The following is a 16569-nucleotide window of genomic DNA, read 5'->3' as shown; positions in this document are numbered from 1 at the left end:
ATACACTGAATGGGAGGTCGGGTGGGGGCGTGGGCCGGTGCCGCTCAAAACGGGCGGACGCCCGTTTTGCCTGGGCGTGAGCCCGGACAAAAAAGCGTACCGATTGGAGACAAGGCCCGGATTTGCCTCGAAAACGGCCATACGGGCAGTTGCTCCGGACTCCTTCATGGGAAATACCGGGCGCGCATGCCGAACTCCGCGACCATAAATCCGCGCATCGTCGAGACGCTCTATCATGACGCGCTGCTGCTTGCCGACGAAGTGCGCCATGCCTTCGAGCAGCCCTGCGGCTTCGACAACGACGAACCTCTCCGCATCGCACTGTCGAGCGAGGGCCTGCGCACGACGACGCGGATGATGCACGCGATCGCCTGGCTGCTCAATCATCGCGCTTATTTCGCCGGCGAGATGAATCAGTTCCAGCTTCGCCGCAATGGTCGCCTGTCCCCGGATTTGCGCCAGTCCGAAGTGGCGCAGCTTGCGCGCCTCCAACCGGAAATCGTCGATCTCGTCGAATCGACGCAGCACTTCTACGACCGGCTGCTGAGGCTGGACGCCCGCTGGCGCCTGTTCGGCGAAACGCAGCCGAGCGCGATCGAACGCCTTCGGGAACGCCTACAACGGCGATTGGCGAGTTAGGGAGCGCTCGACAGGCCTCCTGCGAATGCCCATATCGGCGGCATGGACGCGCTGAAAGACATCGAAAAGCCCTATGCCGAGGCTGAGCGGATTGCCCCGCTCGTACGCCGCGTGCTGGCGCGCAACCCCTCTCCGTTCACCTTTACCGGCACCCAGACCTACGTCGTGGGCGACGCCGACGACGTCGCGGTCATCGATCCCGGTCCGGCCGATCCCGAACATGTCGACGCGATCCTGAAGGCCGTGGGCGAAGCGCGGGTCGTGGCGATCTGCTGCACCCATACGCATCGCGACCATTCCCCCGCCGCGGCGCCGCTGAAGGCGCTCACCGGCGCGCCGATCGTCGGCTGCGCGGCGCTGACGCTGGAAGACGACGGCCCCCGCGCCGACGCCGCCTTCGATCCCGACTACCGCCCCGACCGCGTGCTGATCGACGGCGAGGCGATTTCGGGGACGGGCTGGACCCTGGAGGCCGTCGCCACGCCCGGCCATACGTCCAACCATGTCTGCTTTGCCCTGCGCGAAACCGGCGCGGTGTTCACCGGCGATCATGTCATGGGTTGGTCGACCAGCGTCGTGTCTCCGCCGGACGGCGACATGACCGACTATCTCGCGAGCCTTCAGAAGCTCTACGAGCGCGAGCAGGACACCGTCTATTTCCCCGCTCACGGCCCCGCAGTGGAGAAACCCCGCCAACTGGTGCGCGGGATGATAGGCCACCGCCGTCAGCGCGAGCGTCAGATCCTGAAACAGATCGAGGCAGGCCATCGCACCGTCGCGGCGATGGTGCCGCAGATGTACCGGAGCGTGGACCAGCGCCTCTGGCCCGCCGCGGGCCGCTCGGTACTGGCCCATCTGCTCGACCTGCAAAGACGGCGCCTCGTTACGGATCATGGCGACGAGTGGTCGCTGCTCGCACCCGATACCTAAAGTCTTTGCTGGGTGCGCCTTCGACATACGTCGAAGGCTTGCGACACCGGCCCACGCCCCCACCCGACCTCCCACAACAGTGTATCCTGGATGGGAGGTCGGGTGGGGGCGTGGGCCGGTGCCGCTTGAAAATGCCCCATGGGCATTTTCCAAACGACCTCCCACCCCGCCATATTTTCCTTGGGTGTTGCGACAAGCATCCCTAGATAGGCCGCAAATCCCGGCAGGCCGAAACATCGGCACAATGCCGGAGCGACCAGACAGAGGGATACCATGACCGTAATGCCCGCCGACCTTTCCGGTATCGACGTGCGCGCCGAAATCGAGCGGCTGCGCAAGGAACGCAACGCGGTCATCCTCGCGCATTACTACCAGCGCCCCGAGTTGCAGGACCTGGCCGATTTCGTGGGCGACAGCCTGGAACTGAGCCGCAAGGCCGCCGAGACCGACGCCGAGGTCATCGCCTTCTGCGGCGTGAAGTTCATGGCCGAAACCGCCAAGATCCTGTCGCCGAACAAGATCGTAGTGCTGCCCGACCTCGAAGCCGGGTGCAGCCTGGAAGATTCCTGTCCGCCCGAGAAGTTCGCCGCCTTCCGCGCCGCGCATCCGGACCATATCGCGCTGACCTACATCAACTGCTCGACCGAGGTGAAGGCGCTGTCCGACATCATCGTCACCAGTTCCAGCGCCGAGACGATCCTCCAGCAGATCCCGGCCGACCAGAAGATCATCTTCGGTCCGGACCGTCACCTCGGGGGCTACCTTAGCCGCAAGTTCGGGCGCGAGATGCTGCTCTGGCCGGGCGTCTGCATCGTTCACGAGGCTTTCAGCGAGACCGAGCTGCTCAAGCTGAAGGCGAAACATCCCACCGCACCGATCGCCGCGCATCCCGAATGCCCGCCGCATATCGTCGATCACGCCGATTATGTGGGCTCGACCAGCGGCATCCTGCAATATGCCAAGACCGTGGAAGGCGACACGCTGATCGTCGCCACGGAGCCACACATCATCCACCAGATGCAGCTGGCCATTCCGAACAAGACCTTCATCGGCGCGCCCGGTGCGGACGGCAACTGCAATTGCAACATCTGCCCCTACATGGCGCTGAACACGCTAGAGAAGCTCTACGTTGCGCTGCGTGACCTGGAACCACGCATCGAGATCGACGAGCAACTTCGCCTGGATGCGAAGAAGAGCCTGGATCGCATGCTCGACATGGCCAGCGGCACTGTCGGCAAGGGCGATCTCGGGACTCGCTGAAGAGACACCTGAGGACAGGTGCGATGCGCAGAATCGGGGTGAGGATGAGCACCGCCCCGGTCCTGCCCCGGAAAAGATCGCGCCCGTGACTTGGGTCGCCCGTTTGGGCAACGATTGCATTGGGCGGAATTCATTCGAGAAACGGCAGAACACCGCGCTTGATCAGGCCCAGCCGGTTGCCGTTAGGTATTCGTGACATAGCGTGTTATGTCCTCCGCCGCTGATGTCGAATTTGCGACGGGCATCGCCAGTCTTCGTTCGCGCACCGGAAATTTTCCGGCGCATGGACAGGCTGGGACGATTTCCTTTCAATTGACGCACGGACGCACGACCGGGTTCTGTAATATCGCCGAACCCTTATTTCGTTTCTTGAAAGGAAACAAACATGCCGATCGGCACCGTGAAATTCTTCAACACCGACAAGGGTTACGGCTTCATCGCTCCGGAAGACGGCGGCCAGGACAGCTTCGTGCACATTTCGGCCGTCCAGAACGCCGGCATGCACACGCTCGAAAAGGAGCAGCGCCTCTCCTACGAGATCGAAGTCGGCCGCAACGGCAAGGCTTCGGCCGTCAACCTGAAGTCGGCCTGATTTCGCGAGGGAGGCGAACCACCTTCGCCTCCCTCGTCATATGGCAGATACGAAAAACCCCCGCAGGCGTGAGCCGGCGGGGGTTTTTCATGATCTCTGGATTCAGAGCATTTTCTAATCAGCTGGAAACTACCTGATGACCCGGAAAATGCGGCAAACCAGAAACTTAGAGCGGTTGATCCGGTGCAACCGGATCGGAAACCGCTCTAGCCAGGCGATCGACCGAATTTCGTCAGTCGACCATCGCGGCGACGATGCGCCGCAGATCCTGCCTGGAAAGCGCGCCCGGCTCTACGTTGCGCCGGAAATCGGCGGAAGCGAGCGGGAGCGATTGAGATACTGCGTGGACGCGCTTGAAAGCGTCCGGCCTTTGATAATGCATGTTTTCCTTAAGCGCGGCGCGTTGGCCGCATCCTCTTATCTTCTAAAATTGCTGCGCCGCTTGGGCGGGCCGCCGACCTGGCCGGGCGTACGTTCGCGGAACACGATCCGCCCTTTGGTCAGATCGTAAGGCGTCATCTCGACGTGCACACGATCGCCAACCACGGAGCGGATGCGGAACTTGCGCATCTTGCCTGCGGTGTAGGCGATGATCTTGTGCTCGTTATCGAGCACGACAGCGAAACGTCCGTCGGGAAGGATTTCTTCGATGAAACCCTCCATGGTCAGCAGTTCTTCCTTGGCCAAAGCATCCAGTCCGAAAAAGGGTTGCCCCAAAGCTGCCGCGCGAAAAGCGCGTCGGCCTTGAGGGCCAGGCAGCTGAAATGGGGATGAAAAGGCTGCTCAGCGCAGCCGTCAGTTCCCGTCGCAGGCGACGTAGCGGTTCCCATATAGCGCATGTCGCGAAAAATGCAAGTCCGACGATCAGACTGTCACCTCCCGCCACTCTCCGGGAGATAGACCGTCGAGCGCCCAGTCTCCTGTACGCCAGCGCACGAGACGCAAGGTGGGATGGCCGACGGCGGCAGTCATGCGGCGCACCTGACGGTTGCGCCCCTCGGAAATGGTCAGCTCGATCCAGCAGTCCGGAACGGTCTTGCGAAACCGGACCGGGGGATTACGCGGCCAAAGTTCCGGATCGTCGATTCGGCGGACCGAGGCGGGCCGGGTCGGGCCGTCGTTGAGGACGACCCCCTTGCGCAGCGCCTCCAGCGCGGCCTCGTCAGGCTCGCCCTCCACTTGCGCGAGATAGGTCTTGGCCGTCTTGTAGCGCGGATCCGAAATCCGGGACTGAAGCCGCCCGTCGTCGGTCAACAGTAGCAGCCCCTCGCTATCGCGATCGAGCCGTCCCGCCGGATAGACGCCGGGCACGTCGACGAAATCCGAAAGCGTCGCGCGCGGCGTGGGGGACCGCGCGTCGGTGAACTGCGAGAGGACATCGTAGGGCTTGTTGAACAGGATGAGGCGCGCCATCGGGTTGCCCTAGCAGCGCGGTCGGCGCGAGTCTTTGTTTTGTGCGCCATTCGCATCCGCGAATGGCTTGCGGCACCGGCCCACACAAAAACGGCCGGACGGCCGTTTTGCCCGGGCGTGAGCCCGGACAAACGACTCCCCCGGACTAAGCCTCCACTCCTCGCGTCTTCCACAAGGACCAGCCCACGCCGCCCGCGATCAGCGCCAGGGTCACGCCAAGGCTGATCAGCGGCGGGAACTTCGCTCCGCCCAGCACGAAGTCCGCAACCAGGATTTTCGCGCCGATGAACACCAGCACCAGCGCCAGCGCATACTTCAGGTAGTGGAAGCGATGCACCATCGCCGCCAAAGCGAAATAAAGCGCGCGCAAGCCCAGGATCGCCATGATGTTCGAGGTATAGACGATGAAGGTGTCGGTCGTGATCGAGAAGATCGCCGGCACCGAGTCCACCGCGAACACCAGATCGGCCAGGTTGATCACCACCAGCGCCAGGAACAGCGGGGTCGCGGCCCAGACCAGCTTGCCGGCGGCATTGTGCTCGCGCACGAAGAAATGCTCGCCGTGATGCGCCTTGGTCACTCGCATGTGGCGCGAAATCCAGCGGATCACCGGGTTGTTGCCGATATCGGGATCGTGCTCCTTGGCGAAGAGCATCTTCACGCCGGTGTAGACGAGGAACGCGGCGAAGAAATACATCACCCAGTGCGCCTGCGATACCAGCGCCACGCCACCCGCAATCATCAGCCCGCGCAGCACGATCACCGCCATGATGCCCCAGAGCAAGGCGCGATACTGGTACTTGGGCGCAATTGCGAAGAAGCCGAAGATCATCGAGATCACGAAGACGTTGTCGATCGATAGCGCCTTCTCGATGAAGTAGCCGGTGAAATAGGCGATGCCGTCCTCGGAGCCCTTGGCCCACCAGACCCATGTGCCGAAGGCCATGGCGATAGCGATGTAGAACACCGAAAGCTTCAGCGATTCGGCAATGCCCATCTCCCGGTCCTCCTTGTGCAGGAAGCCGAGGTCGAAGGCGGTCAGAACGAAAACGAGGCCGGCGAAAGCCAGCCAGAACCATGCCGGCGTGCCCAACAGGTCATAAAACAGGAAATCCACGGGGTTAGCTCCCGATTAGGCCCGAAGCCCGATGAAACAGGAAGCGCCGACGCGAAAATGGGGGGGAACGCGCCGGCGCGAGGGTTACAGACTGCCTGCGACGGCTGCGGGGGGATGCAGCCGCGCGAGTCTGCCCCTGAACTCCTGTTTCAGTCTCTTCAGCCTTGCGATCTCAAGGGGATTTGCAAAGCGTCGGCCCTGCGCGAAGCGCAACAGGACATCGAGTTTCTGGTGCCGCTCAAGCAGGCGGAACATCTGGTCGGTCATTTCATATCCCTATCGAACATATGGTGGTTCGATCGGATGACCCTCAGCAAGGTTCCTGTTGCCTGAGCTATCGGGACTGGAGGATCCCCGGAACCTGCATCGGTTTCACCCGATGCGGTCCGACATCACGAGGCGCCTTCCAAGGAAAACGCCGCGCCAGAGGGGCCCGGCCCGCAAGACGCACATAGCCATCGGCCCGGCGATTTTCAACCCCGCTTGACAAAATGTGCACTTATGATATTAATGTGATATCACTTTAACCCGATAAGGCACGCACAGGGGGCTTGTCCGATGGCTGAAGCGCATCTTCCGATCAATTCCAGCCGCGAAGCTTCGGCTTCCAGCATAAGCGGTTACGTCATGCTGCTGGTCTTCCTGGCCATCCTGGCGGCGATCATGCTGGCCGTGTTCTCGCTGGGCAGCGTCGGCTCCGGCGCGGTGCTGGGGATGTTCGCCTTCATCATCCCCGCCGTTGCCGCCGAAGTGCTGATCGTCTCGGGCTTCTACATGATCCAGCCGAACCAGGCGGCGGCAATCACCCTGTTCGGCTCCTATCGCGGCACCGACCGTGCGGCGGGGTTGCGCTGGGTCTGGCCGTGGATGGCCAAGCGCAAGATTTCCGTGCGGGCTAACAACGTCGTCTCCGAAAAGCTCAAGGTGAACGACTTGCGCGGCAACCCGATCGAGATCGCCACCAATGTCGTCTGGCGCGTCGCCGACACGGCCCAGGCCCTCTACGACGTAGACGACTACAAGGCCTTCGTGAACGTACAGATCGAAGCCGCGGTGCGCTCGATCGGCTCCCGCTATGCCTATGACGACGTCGAGGATGCCGAAATCACGCTGCGCGGCAGCCACGAGCAGGTGAACGCCGAACTGCGCACCGAACTGATCGAACGCCTGCGCGTGGCCGGCATCACCGTGGACGAATGCGGCCTTACCCACCTGGCCTATGCGCCCGAGATCGCCGGCGCCATGCTGCGCCGCCAGCAGGCCGAAGCCGTGATCGCCGCCCGCCGCAAGCTGGTGGAAGGCGCGGTGTCGATGGTGGAGATGGCGCTGGCGCAGCTCTCGGAAAAGAACGTGGTCGAACTCGACGACGAGCGCCGCGCGGCGATGGTCTCGAACCTGATGGTCGTGCTCTGCGGCGAGCGGGACACCCAGCCGGTCGTGAACACCGGCACCCTGTACCAGTAAGGCGGCGCGGCGCATGGCGAGCCCCGGCAAGAAGGCCTTCGCCTTGCGGCTGGACCCGGCGCTGCACGAAGCGCTGGAGCGCTGTGCTGCGGCGGACTTCCGCTCGGTCAATGCCCAGGTCGAAGTGCTGCTGCGCGAGGCGCTGGTTCGACGGGGGGTGAAGGTGGACGTCAGCACCCCGGCACGTCGCGGACGACCGCCCATCGGGGCCGAAAGTCGGGAGGACGAAGCCTGATGCAGGAAGACGCTCTGTTCCTCCGCTATCGGAAAGGCTGGAAGTTCAACTGCCAGTCGCGCGGCCGTGCAGGCTGGCTGGCCCTGGCCGCCTAGCCCCTGCCGCTGCTGCCGATGAGCCTCGCTTTCGCCTGGCTGCTCCTGCGCTTGTTTGAAAGCCCTGCCGGACATCGGGCGCGCCGCGCACCCATGTCCCGGCGCGGGACAGGGCGAAACGCGTGTCACCGCCTCCGCATGCAGGCGCTAGACCGGGGGTATGAACCGTCCGACCCGACTCGCTTTCGCCCTTGGCTTACCCCTGCTGGCCGCCGTGCCCGCCTCCAGCTCCCTGGGCCAGAGTGGCGATGCCGCGCCCTACACGGTCGCTGAAACCGGGCGCAGCTTCACGCGCCTGCAAGATGCGGTTGATGCCATCGGTGACGGACGCGGCACGATCCGCTTCGCTTCGCTGCGCTTCGCCGACTGCGCCGTGCAGGCCCAGGGCGATGTTACCTACCAGGCTACGGTCCCCGGCCAATCCGTGCTGGACGGCAAGGCCTGCGAGGACAAGGCCGCGCTGGTGCTGCGGGGGCGCAACGCCCGGATCGAAGGGCTGGTCTTCGCCAACATCCGGGTGCCGGACAAGAACGGCGCCGGCGTCCGACTGGAGCACGGCAATCTTTCCGTCTCGCAGGCCTGGTTTCGCGACAGCGAACAGGGGGTGCTCAGCGGCGACGATGCCCAAGGCACGATCCGGATCGACAAGTCCACCTTCACCCGCCTCGGCACCTGCGAGGGGCCGGGCTGCGCGCATTCGGTCTATATCGGCAACTACGGCATGCTGGCGATCACCCGCAGCCGTTTCGAAGCGGGCACCGGCGGCCACTATGTGAAAAGCCGCGCGGCACGGATCGAACTGACCGATTCCAGCTTCGACGATACCGCAGGTCACGGCACGAACTACATGGTGGACCTGCCGGAAGGCGCTACGGGGACCATCGCCGACAACTGGTTCGTACAGGGACGCGACAAGGAGAACTACTCCGCTTTCGTCGCCGTCGCCGCCGAGCACCGCAGCCACCCCTCGGCGGGATTGGCGGTGGAAGGCAACAATGCGCGCTTCGCCCCCGGCGTCGACCGCCGCAGCGCCTTCGTGGCGGACTGGTCGGGCGAACCGCTGAAGCTGGGGAACAACAGACTGGGCGCGGGGATTGCAGGGTTCGAGAAGCGCTGAGGGAAGCGTACTCACGCTGCGGTCCAAAAAGCGCCAATTCGTGAACAACCTTCTGGCCATTCACCCGTCATCCTGAACTTGTTTCAGGATCCATGCTTCTCAACGAACCACCGCATCGGTGGCGAGATGGATCCTGAAACAAGTTCAGGATGACGTCGGTCTTGGATTTATCCTCAAGCCCAGGCCGGAGCCTGGTCAGAGAATATGCCCGGTCCGGTCCCGCTTGGTGTCGAGATAGCGGGCGTTGTGCGGGTTTGGCGGCAACTGGTGCGGCACCCGCTCCACCACGTCCACGCCTACTTCTTCCAGCGCCGCGACTTTGGCCGGGTTGTTGGTCATCAGCCGGATCGACGAAACGCCGAGCAGGTCCAGCATCCGTGCAGCCACAGGGAAATCGCGCGCCTCGGTGGGCAGGCCGAGGCGGTTGTTGGCGTCCACCGTGTCGTAGCCGAGATCCTGGAGGCTATAGGCGCGCAGCTTGTTGACGAGGCCGATGCCGCGTCCTTCCTGCCGGAGGTAGAGCAGCACGCCCCAGCCGCCCTGCCCGGCCTCCTGCGCCATGGCCCGCAGGGCCGCATCGAGCTGTGGCCCGCAGTCGCATTTCAGGCTGCCGAGGATGTCGCCGGTCAGGCATTCCGAGTGGAGCCGCACCAGCGGGGCGCGGTCGCCATCCTGCGTGCCGATCACCAGCGCGACATGCTCGCGCAAGTCGTCGAGCGAGCGGAAGGCGACGATCTCCGCCTCCTCGCAAGCCTCCACCGGCAGCCGCGCGCGCGAGGCGATCACGAGACGGCCGGTATCCTTCCACTCCGCCAGATCGTCCGGCGAGACGGCTTGCGCCTCCCCGTCGATCTCGGGCGAAACCAGGAAAGCAGGCAGGATCCCCGCAAGTCGGGCGAGTTCCATGGCGGTGCGCGCCTGCGCCAGGTCGTCGATGTGCTCGGCGGCGAACGGCCCCTTCATCGGGTGTGCGAGGTCGAGTGCGGGATCGGCAACCGCACGCGCCGTTTCGAGATCGAAGGCTTCGGCGGCGCGAATCAGCACGGGCGCCTCGGGCATGGCGGCCTCGCGCTGGTTGGCGAGCTTGAGCGTCACGGCCCGCGCCGCCGAGATCAACATGCGCGGCGCCGTGGCGCCCGGCGCGAAGCCCGTCTCGGCCGGAAGCAGGATCGGCCCCTCTCCCACACGCACCGGCCAGCCATGGCGCAGCGCATCGAGCGCCAGCGCGACCCGGCGAGGCCCGGCACCGGGCAAACCAGCAGGCCCGGCGGCAGGGGGGGTGCCGCTCAGAGTTCGAACTCCGTGATCAGCGGAACGTGGTCGCTCGGCTGATCCCAGCGGCGCGTTTCCTCCACGAAGCGATGGGCACGCGCCTGTTTCGCCAGATCGGGCGAGGCCCACATGTGATCGAGGCGACGGCCCTGGTCCTTCTGGCGCCAGTAGCTGCGGTAGGACCACCAGGAGTAGTTGCGCTCGGGCGCCGGAATGAACTCGCGGCCGAGATCGACCCAGCCATGCGCGTCCCGAAAGCGGCCCAGCGTTTCCACCTCGATCGGCGTGTGACTGACGACCTTGAGCAGGGCCTTGTGGTTATAGACGTCCGATTCGAGCGGGGCGATGTTGAAGTCACCCACGATCAGGGTCGGCCGATCCAACTTGTCCGCCCAGCGCGTCATACGTTCGAGGAAATCGAGTTTCTGTCCGAACTTCAGGTTCACCTCACGGTCGGCGATGTCGCCGCCTGCGGGAATGTAGACGTTCTCCAGGATCATGCCCTGCCCGGCGCCTTGCAGCTCCACGCCCACATGGCGCGCCTCGCCGTTGTCCTGCCAATCGTAGCGGCTGAACTCGGTGAAGGGCACGCGGCTGACGGTGGCGACCCCGTGGTACCCCTTCTGCCCGTGGATCGCCCGGTGCGAATAGCCGAGTCGCTCGAACATCTCGTGCGGGAAGAGATGCTCGGCAACCTTGATTTCCTGAAGGCAGAGAACGTCGGGCGACTGCTCGGTCAGGAAACGCTCGACCTGATCGATGCGAAGGCGGACCGAATTGATGTTCCAGGTAGCAATCTTCATGCCGCTGCCAATAGGCATCCGATCCCGCAATTGCCAGAGGCGGCGATGAAAACTGCCAGTGCTCCCCTCCCCCTTTGGGAAGGAACCCGCCTTTTTTTGGGTCTGTGGTTTGGTCCAGGTCGGAGCGAGAATGCTGCCGATCGAGAATCGGAGCGCAGCGGCCTTCTGGCCGTGAGCACCGGAAGCGCAGAGCGGTAGCGTTCGCAGCCCGGCATGGGCCGAACCACAGACCCAAAAAACAAAAACCCTCGGTCCGGGGGCAGAGGACCGAGGGTTCATGTAAGCGTTCGTCACGCTAAATCAGAGGGTCTTTGCGGAGGCGTGGGCAACAGGGGGGAAACCCGCCTCGAACCGCTCTGACAAATTCAATCTAGGCGCTGTTGGCTTGCTGCCAAGTGAACGAGATTCAGAAAAGTGTAGCATTCCGTCGCAGCCAGCGGGCATCTCGCGACAGAACGTTGCGTCCCGTCGACGGGGCCACCGCGTCTGTTAACGGCGCGTGCGGGGGCGGGGATCGACCCAGCGGAAGTCGTTGTCGGAAACCGGAACGCCATAGCGCTGATTCGACAGCGAGATGGTGGTGCGCTTGTTCTGCGAATCGAGCGCGACCCAATAGCTCAGTTCCAGCCCCCCCGGCGCGGAAGCCTTGCGCGTGAAAATGAGGGTGATCACGCCGTATTCGGGATGCGAACGGTCGCGCACCTCGATGCTGACGACGTTGGGATTGCCGCTCTGCTTGACGGTACCGAACTTCGCCACGTCGCGCTTGGGATCGAGCAGCGCACCGAGGGGGCTGTTGCTGATCGGCCAGCGCTGCACCTGCTTCACCGAATAGTCGATCATCGTCAGCGCCTTGCCATCGCTGACGATCAGCAACTGGGCGCTCTTCTCATACTGGAAGCGGATCTTGCCGGGGCGCATCAGCGTCAACTGGCCGGTCAGGCTCTGGCCGTTGCGGTCCGTCTGGACGAAATCGGCCTTCATCGTCGAGATCGCGCGCAGCGCCTCGACCGCCTGGTTCAGCTGCGCCGAATCGCCTGAAGGCGCGGCGTAAGCGGGCGTCGCCGGAAGGAGGGCAGGAACGCAAAGCGCGGCCAAAGCGGCCGCGCTAGCGCAAGAGCGAAAGATCTTGAAAGTGCGGTTCATAGTGCTCCCACTGGGTTTGCAGGCTTGAACCGCCCCTTAATCGTAAGGTTCCGAAGAACCTTACTTGATCTTGGCTTCCTTGAACTCGACGTGCTTGCGCACGACGGGATCGTACTTGCGGAAGTTCATCTTCTCGGTCGTGTTGCGCGGGTTCTTCTTCGTGACGTAGAAGAAGCCGGTGTCGGCGGTCGAGACAAGACGGATCTTGACGGTTGCGGGCTTCGCCATGGCGGTTTCCTGTATCTCTCGTTTCAGCCGCCCTGGCCGGCCGGCGTTCCGTTGGAAAATTTCAGGGCGGCAATCGAACGCCGCCCCTCAAGGTTGCGGCCCATGCGATAGTGACGGCTTAAAGTCAAGCGTGAGAGTCGTTTCGGGCGGGCTTGCGCCCGGTCAAAACGACCGTCAGCCGTTTTGTGCGGCACCGGCCCACGCCCCCACCCACCACCCGCAGGATACTACCGTTGGGTGGTGGGTGGGGGCGTGGGCCGGTGCCGCTTCCGGGCGGCAGGCCCGCACAAAACCGCGATTCAGTCCGTCTCGTAAGGCTCGATCGGCTCGATAACGCCGAATTTCTCATTGTAAGGGGCGTGGTTGAGTTTCGGCATCGTGATGGTTTGCGGCTCGACCTTGGTATCGGGCAACCGGTCCAGCAGATCGCGCACCAGAGTGAGACGCCCGATTCGCTGATCGTTGAAGTCCACGATGGTCCAGGGCGCATGCTTCTTGTGCGTGGCCTTCAGCATGGCTTCGCGTGCCTTGGTGTAGTCCTCGTACCTATCGCGCGCGGCGACGTCGATCGGCGAGAGCTTCCAGCGCTTCAGCGGGTCCTCGAGTCGCTCATGCAGGCGTTCCTCCTGCTTGTCCTGATCGCAGGAGAGCCAGTACTTGAACAGCAGGATGCCGTCGTCGACAAGCATGCGCTCGAACACGGGCACCTGTTCGAGGAAGCGCTTCACCTCCGAACCGGTGGCGAAGCCCATGACCTTTTCGACGCCCGCGCGGTTGTACCAACTGCGGTCGAACAGCGCGATCTCGCCGCGTGTCGGCAGGTGTTCGATGTAGCGCTGGAAGTACCATTGCCCCTTTTCGCGCTCGCTGGGCGCGGCGAGCGCAACGGTCCGGCACTGGCGGGGATTGAGCTGGCCGCCCACGGCCTTAATCGCCCCGCCCTTGCCCGCCGTGTCCCGCCCTTCGAACAGGACGACGATTCGGGCGCCGGTGGAAGCGGCCCAGCGGGCCATGCCCACCAGTTCCTCCTGCATCGGTTCAAGGGACTTTTCGTAGTCCTTGCGCCCCAGTTTTTGGCCGAGTTTCTTCTTGTCACCCTCGGCCATGGCTCAACTCCCCGATCAGACCCGCGAAAGCAGGAAAAGTGCAAGTGCGCCGGCAACGATACGATACCAGGCGAAAGGTGCAAAGCCCGAGCGGCTGACGAAAGCCATGAACGCCTTGATGACGACCAGCGCCACCACGAACGAGACGACGAATCCGATCCCGATCTCGCCCCAACCCACCGGGCCGGTGCCCGCCATCAGCTCCTCGTGGTGCTTGAGCAGTTCCAGCGTCGTCGCGCCGATCATCGTGGGCACAGCAAGGAAGAAGCTGAACTCGGCCGCCGTCCGGCGTTCGATACCCATCGACAGCGCGCCCATGATCGTCGCGCCCGAACGGCTGACGCCCGGAACCATCGCCAAGCACTGCGCCAGGCCGACGCCGATGCACTTGCCGACGGGCAGCTCGGAAACGCCGGTCAACGGACCGGGCTTGGCCACCTTCTCGATTCCGAGGATGGCGATGCCGCCGATGATCAGCGCCCAGGCGACCACACCGGGTTCGCCCAGGAGGCCCTCGATATAGTTGTTGAGCAGCAGGCCCAGCACGGCCGAGGGAATGAACGCCAGCAGCACATTGCGCACGAAACGGATCGAGGCGGGATGGAGCTTGAGCAGTCCCATGCCAACGGCCCAGAACGTGCGCCAGAACTGGACGATCACCGCCAGGATCGCGCCCAGCTGGATGACGATGTTGAACGTCGCCCACTGTGATGCGTCGTAGCCGAACAGGCGGGTGGCGAGGATGAGATGGCCGGTCGAGGAGACGGGCAGGAACTCGGTGAGGCCCTCGACAATGCCGAGGAGGATCGCGGTAAGGGTCAAGCTCATGGGCCGCAGGTCATGCCGGACGCACCGGCCAAGTCAACCCGCACAGAGGCCCCCTAGTCCCTATAGTCGTTCAGAAAATACGGTTGGCCGCGTTTTGGATCGAAAGGGCGTGTCAGAAAGATCAGAGGCCCGGTCCATATCGAACCGAGCCCCTGTTTTCTTACCGTTTTCTTACCAGATCCGCACGCGCTCGGCGGGCGGGAGGTAAAGCGCGTCGCCCGGCTTCACGTTGAACGCCTTGTACCATTCGTCGAAGTTACGGACGATGCCGTTGATGCGGTAATGCGCGGGCGAGTGCGGATCGGTGATCAGCTGCTGGCGCACCGATTCCTCGCGGTACTTGCTGCGCCACACCTGCGCCCAGGCCATGAAGAAGCGCTGGTCGCCGGTCAGGCCGTCGATCACCGGGGCTTCCTTGCCGTTGAGCGAGAGCTTGTAGGCGCGGTAGGCGAGGCTGAGACCGCCGAGATCGCCGATGTTCTCGCCCATTGTCAGCTTGCCGTTGACGCAGGTCTTGCCGTCGTCGAACGGGCAGAAGCTGTTGTACTGGGCTTCCAGACGGTCCTGGAGCTTCTGGAAGTTGGCCTTGTCCGCCGCGCTCCACCAGTCGCGCAAGTTGCCGGTGCCGTCGGACTTGGCGCCCTGGTCGTCGAAGCCGTGGCCCATTTCGTGGCCGATCACCGCGCCGATGCCGCCGTAGTTGACCGCCGGGTCGGCCGAGACGTTGAAGAACGGGGGCTGAAGGATGGCGGCCGGGAACACGATCTCGTTGAACGGCGGGTTGTAGTAGGCGTTGACCGTTTCGGGCAGCATGAACCATTCGGTCTTGTCGACCGGCTGGCCGATGCGCTTCATCTGGTCGTCGTTCTCCCAGGCACCGGCAGCGATGGCGTTGCCGAGCGGATCGGTGGCCGAGAAGGTCAGACCCTCATAGGTCTTGTACTTTTCCGGAGCGCCGATCTTCGGGTTGAAGGCGTCGAGCTTGGCCTGCGCTTCCTTGCGGGTTTCCGGGCCCATCCAGGCCAGATCCTTGAGGTTCACCGCCATGGCCTTGCGCAAGTTGGAGACGAGGTCCGTCATCGCCGCCTTGGCTTCGGGCGGGTAGAACTTCTCGGCGTAGATCTTGCCGACCAGTTCACCGGCCATGCCTTCGACCGCCGCCACGCCGCGCTTCCAGCGGGCGCGCTGCTCGGGCTGGCCGCTCATCACCTTGCCGTAGAAGGCGAAAGTGGCGTCGTCGATGTCGCTGGGCAGGACGGCGGCATTGCTGCGCAGGAAATGCGCGGCGAGCCAGGCCTGCCAGGTGGCCACCGGAACGTCCGAAACCAGCTTGGCCACGGCCGGCACGCCGCCGCCGAACAGCGTCTGCGCCTTGGCGGGATCGATGCGGGCGGCCTTCAGTTCCTCGGCCGTCGGCGGCATCTCGCCCACCAGCACGTAGCCTGCCTTGCCCGCGCCCAGCGCGTCCACGAAACCGCGCATCAGACCCGGCGCGCCGAGCGCCTCGAACTCTGCCAGCGTCAGCTTGTTATAGGTGAGGTCCGGGTCGCGGCTGGCGGCACGGTCCCAGTCGGCCTGGGCGATGCGCGTTTCCAGCGCCAGCACCGACTTGGCGGCGGTGGGCGCATCGACATAGCCCGCCTTACCGAGCACGAACGTCAGATAGTCGACGTACTTGGCGCGGATGTCCTGCGAGCGCTGGTCGTTCTTCAGGTAATAGTCGCGGTCGGGCAGGCCGAGGCTGCCGATGCCCACTTGCAGGGCGTTGATGTCGCTCTGCTTGTCGTCGGGGCCGACATAGGCGCCGAGCGGCGAGGCGAAGCCCGGCGCCGCGAAGATCTTCATGAGGTCCGCGGGCGTCTTCGCCGCGGAGATGCGCGCCAGATAGGGCTGCGCGGGGGCGAGGCCGGCCTTGTTGATGGCATCCACATCCATGAAGGCCGCATAGGCCGCCTCGACGCGCGCGGCGTCGGAGCCGGCGACCGGCTTGGAAGCGATCAACTGGTCCATGATGGTGTGGACGCGCTGTTCCGAAAGGTCGCGCAGTGCGGTGAAGGAGCCCCAGTTGGTGCGGTCGGCCGGAAGCACGACGGCGGCTTCCCACTTGCCGTTCACGAACTTGTCGAAGTCCGCGCCGGGCTTGGCGGCCTTGTCCTGCCACTGGGTCTGGATGCCGGACTTGCCCCAGTCCATCTTGGCCGGATCGACCTGCATGGGGTCCGATGCGGCAGGCGTCTGGGCGCTGGCCGGAACGGCGGATAAGCTGAGTGCGGTAGCGAGCGCCGTCGAAGCGAGCACCCGGCCGAGAATGCGGGTCATGGTCC

The 16569-nt window shown here is 64.1% G+C and carries 19 protein-coding genes; 7 read left to right on the top strand and 12 right to left on the bottom strand.

Annotation, left to right across the window (positions count from 1 at the left end; all coding sequences use genetic code 11):
• Positions 1-186 precede the first annotated feature (186 nt).
• The 4 genes from RT424_RS14735 (at position 187) to RT424_RS14720 (ending at position 3421) form a co-directional block, all read left to right on the top strand.
• Entirely contained in the window at positions 187-639 is a 453-nt protein-coding gene (locus RT424_RS14735) for a DUF1465 family protein (RefSeq protein ID WP_313439722.1), read from the top strand.
• Between the two features lie 42 nt (positions 640-681).
• Positions 682-1569: an MBL fold metallo-hydrolase gene (locus RT424_RS14730; RefSeq protein ID WP_313439719.1), complete on the top strand. Its 888-nt coding sequence runs from the start codon at positions 682-684 to the stop codon at positions 1567-1569.
• Positions 1570-1842: 273 nt separating this feature from the next.
• Positions 1843-2829, top strand: coding sequence for a quinolinate synthase NadA (gene nadA / locus RT424_RS14725; protein ID WP_313439716.1), 987 nt, complete (start codon positions 1843-1845; stop codon positions 2827-2829).
• A gap of 385 nt (positions 2830-3214) precedes the next feature.
• Positions 3215-3421, top strand: a complete 207-nt coding sequence (locus tag RT424_RS14720) for a cold-shock protein (protein WP_313439713.1) — start codon at positions 3215-3217, stop codon at positions 3419-3421.
• 232 nt (positions 3422-3653) lie between these two features.
• On the opposite strand, the gene RT424_RS14715 is transcribed toward RT424_RS14720, so the two are convergent.
• The 5 genes from RT424_RS14715 to RT424_RS14695 form a co-directional block, all read right to left on the bottom strand.
• Positions 3654-3803 (bottom strand): hypothetical protein, encoded by a 150-nt coding sequence (locus tag RT424_RS14715; RefSeq protein ID WP_313439710.1) that lies wholly within the window; start codon positions 3801-3803, stop codon positions 3654-3656.
• A 35-nt stretch (positions 3804-3838) separates the two neighbouring features.
• A complete protein-coding gene (gene infA / locus RT424_RS14710) occupies positions 3839-4108 on the bottom strand; it encodes a translation initiation factor IF-1 (protein WP_313439707.1) in 270 nt (89 codons plus the stop codon).
• Positions 4109-4285: 177 nt separating this feature from the next.
• Positions 4286-4834, bottom strand: a complete 549-nt coding sequence (locus tag RT424_RS14705) for an rRNA large subunit pseudouridine synthase E (RefSeq protein ID WP_313439704.1) — start codon at positions 4832-4834, stop codon at positions 4286-4288.
• Positions 4835-4979: 145 nt separating this feature from the next.
• The gene (locus tag RT424_RS14700) at positions 4980-5951 is read right to left on the bottom strand and encodes a TerC family protein (protein WP_313439700.1); all 972 of its coding nucleotides are present in this window, start codon (positions 5949-5951) and stop codon (positions 4980-4982) included.
• Between the two features lie 84 nt (positions 5952-6035).
• Positions 6036-6218: a DUF465 domain-containing protein gene (locus tag RT424_RS14695; protein WP_313439697.1), complete on the bottom strand. Its 183-nt coding sequence runs from the start codon at positions 6216-6218 to the stop codon at positions 6036-6038.
• Positions 6219-6509: 291 nt separating this feature from the next.
• On the opposite strand from RT424_RS14695, the gene RT424_RS14690 reads away from it, so the two are divergent.
• The 3 genes from RT424_RS14690 (at position 6510) to RT424_RS14680 (ending at position 8862) form a co-directional block, all read left to right on the top strand.
• A complete protein-coding gene (locus RT424_RS14690) occupies positions 6510-7415 on the top strand; it encodes an SPFH domain-containing protein (RefSeq protein ID WP_313439694.1) in 906 nt (301 codons plus the stop codon).
• Positions 7416-7428: 13 nt separating this feature from the next.
• Positions 7429-7650: a toxin-antitoxin system HicB family antitoxin gene (locus RT424_RS14685; protein WP_313439691.1), complete on the top strand. Its 222-nt coding sequence runs from the start codon at positions 7429-7431 to the stop codon at positions 7648-7650.
• Between the two features lie 255 nt (positions 7651-7905).
• Positions 7906-8862, top strand: a complete 957-nt coding sequence (locus RT424_RS14680; RefSeq protein WP_313439688.1) for a right-handed parallel beta-helix repeat-containing protein — start codon at positions 7906-7908, stop codon at positions 8860-8862.
• 195 nt (positions 8863-9057) lie between these two features.
• On the opposite strand, the gene ribA is transcribed toward RT424_RS14680, so the two are convergent.
• From ribA to RT424_RS14645, 7 genes are all read right to left on the bottom strand, one after another.
• Positions 9058-10116, bottom strand: coding sequence for a GTP cyclohydrolase II (gene ribA / locus RT424_RS14675; protein ID WP_313439686.1), 1059 nt, complete (start codon positions 10114-10116; stop codon positions 9058-9060).
• A gap of 32 nt (positions 10117-10148) precedes the next feature.
• On the bottom strand, positions 10149-10937 hold the full coding sequence (gene xth, locus RT424_RS14670) for an exodeoxyribonuclease III (RefSeq protein WP_313439683.1): 789 nt from the start codon (positions 10935-10937) through the stop codon (positions 10149-10151).
• Positions 10938-11426: 489 nt separating this feature from the next.
• Entirely contained in the window at positions 11427-12083 is a 657-nt protein-coding gene (locus RT424_RS14665; protein WP_313439680.1) for an outer membrane lipoprotein carrier protein LolA, read from the bottom strand.
• A 60-nt stretch (positions 12084-12143) separates the two neighbouring features.
• Entirely contained in the window at positions 12144-12311 is a 168-nt protein-coding gene (gene rpmG / locus RT424_RS14660; RefSeq protein ID WP_039391223.1) for a 50S ribosomal protein L33, read from the bottom strand.
• 299 nt (positions 12312-12610) lie between these two features.
• Positions 12611-13417, bottom strand: a complete 807-nt coding sequence (gene ppk2 / locus RT424_RS14655) for a polyphosphate kinase 2 (RefSeq protein WP_313439669.1) — start codon at positions 13415-13417, stop codon at positions 12611-12613.
• Between the two features lie 15 nt (positions 13418-13432).
• A complete protein-coding gene (locus RT424_RS14650; protein WP_313439667.1) occupies positions 13433-14245 on the bottom strand; it encodes an undecaprenyl-diphosphate phosphatase in 813 nt (270 codons plus the stop codon).
• A 171-nt stretch (positions 14246-14416) separates the two neighbouring features.
• Positions 14417-16564 carry a M13 family metallopeptidase gene (locus RT424_RS14645; RefSeq protein WP_313439665.1) on the bottom strand — a complete coding sequence of 716 codons (2148 nt, stop codon included), beginning with the start codon at positions 16562-16564 and terminating at the stop codon, positions 14417-14419.
• Between the last annotated feature and the right edge of the window lie 5 nt (positions 16565-16569).

This window comes from Novosphingobium sp., assembly GCF_032093395.1.
In the GTDB taxonomy this organism is placed as follows: domain Bacteria; phylum Pseudomonadota; class Alphaproteobacteria; order Sphingomonadales; family Sphingomonadaceae; genus Novosphingobium.
The sequence above is the reverse complement of the archived record's forward strand: the minus strand, read 5'-3'. Positions and strand labels throughout refer to the sequence as shown.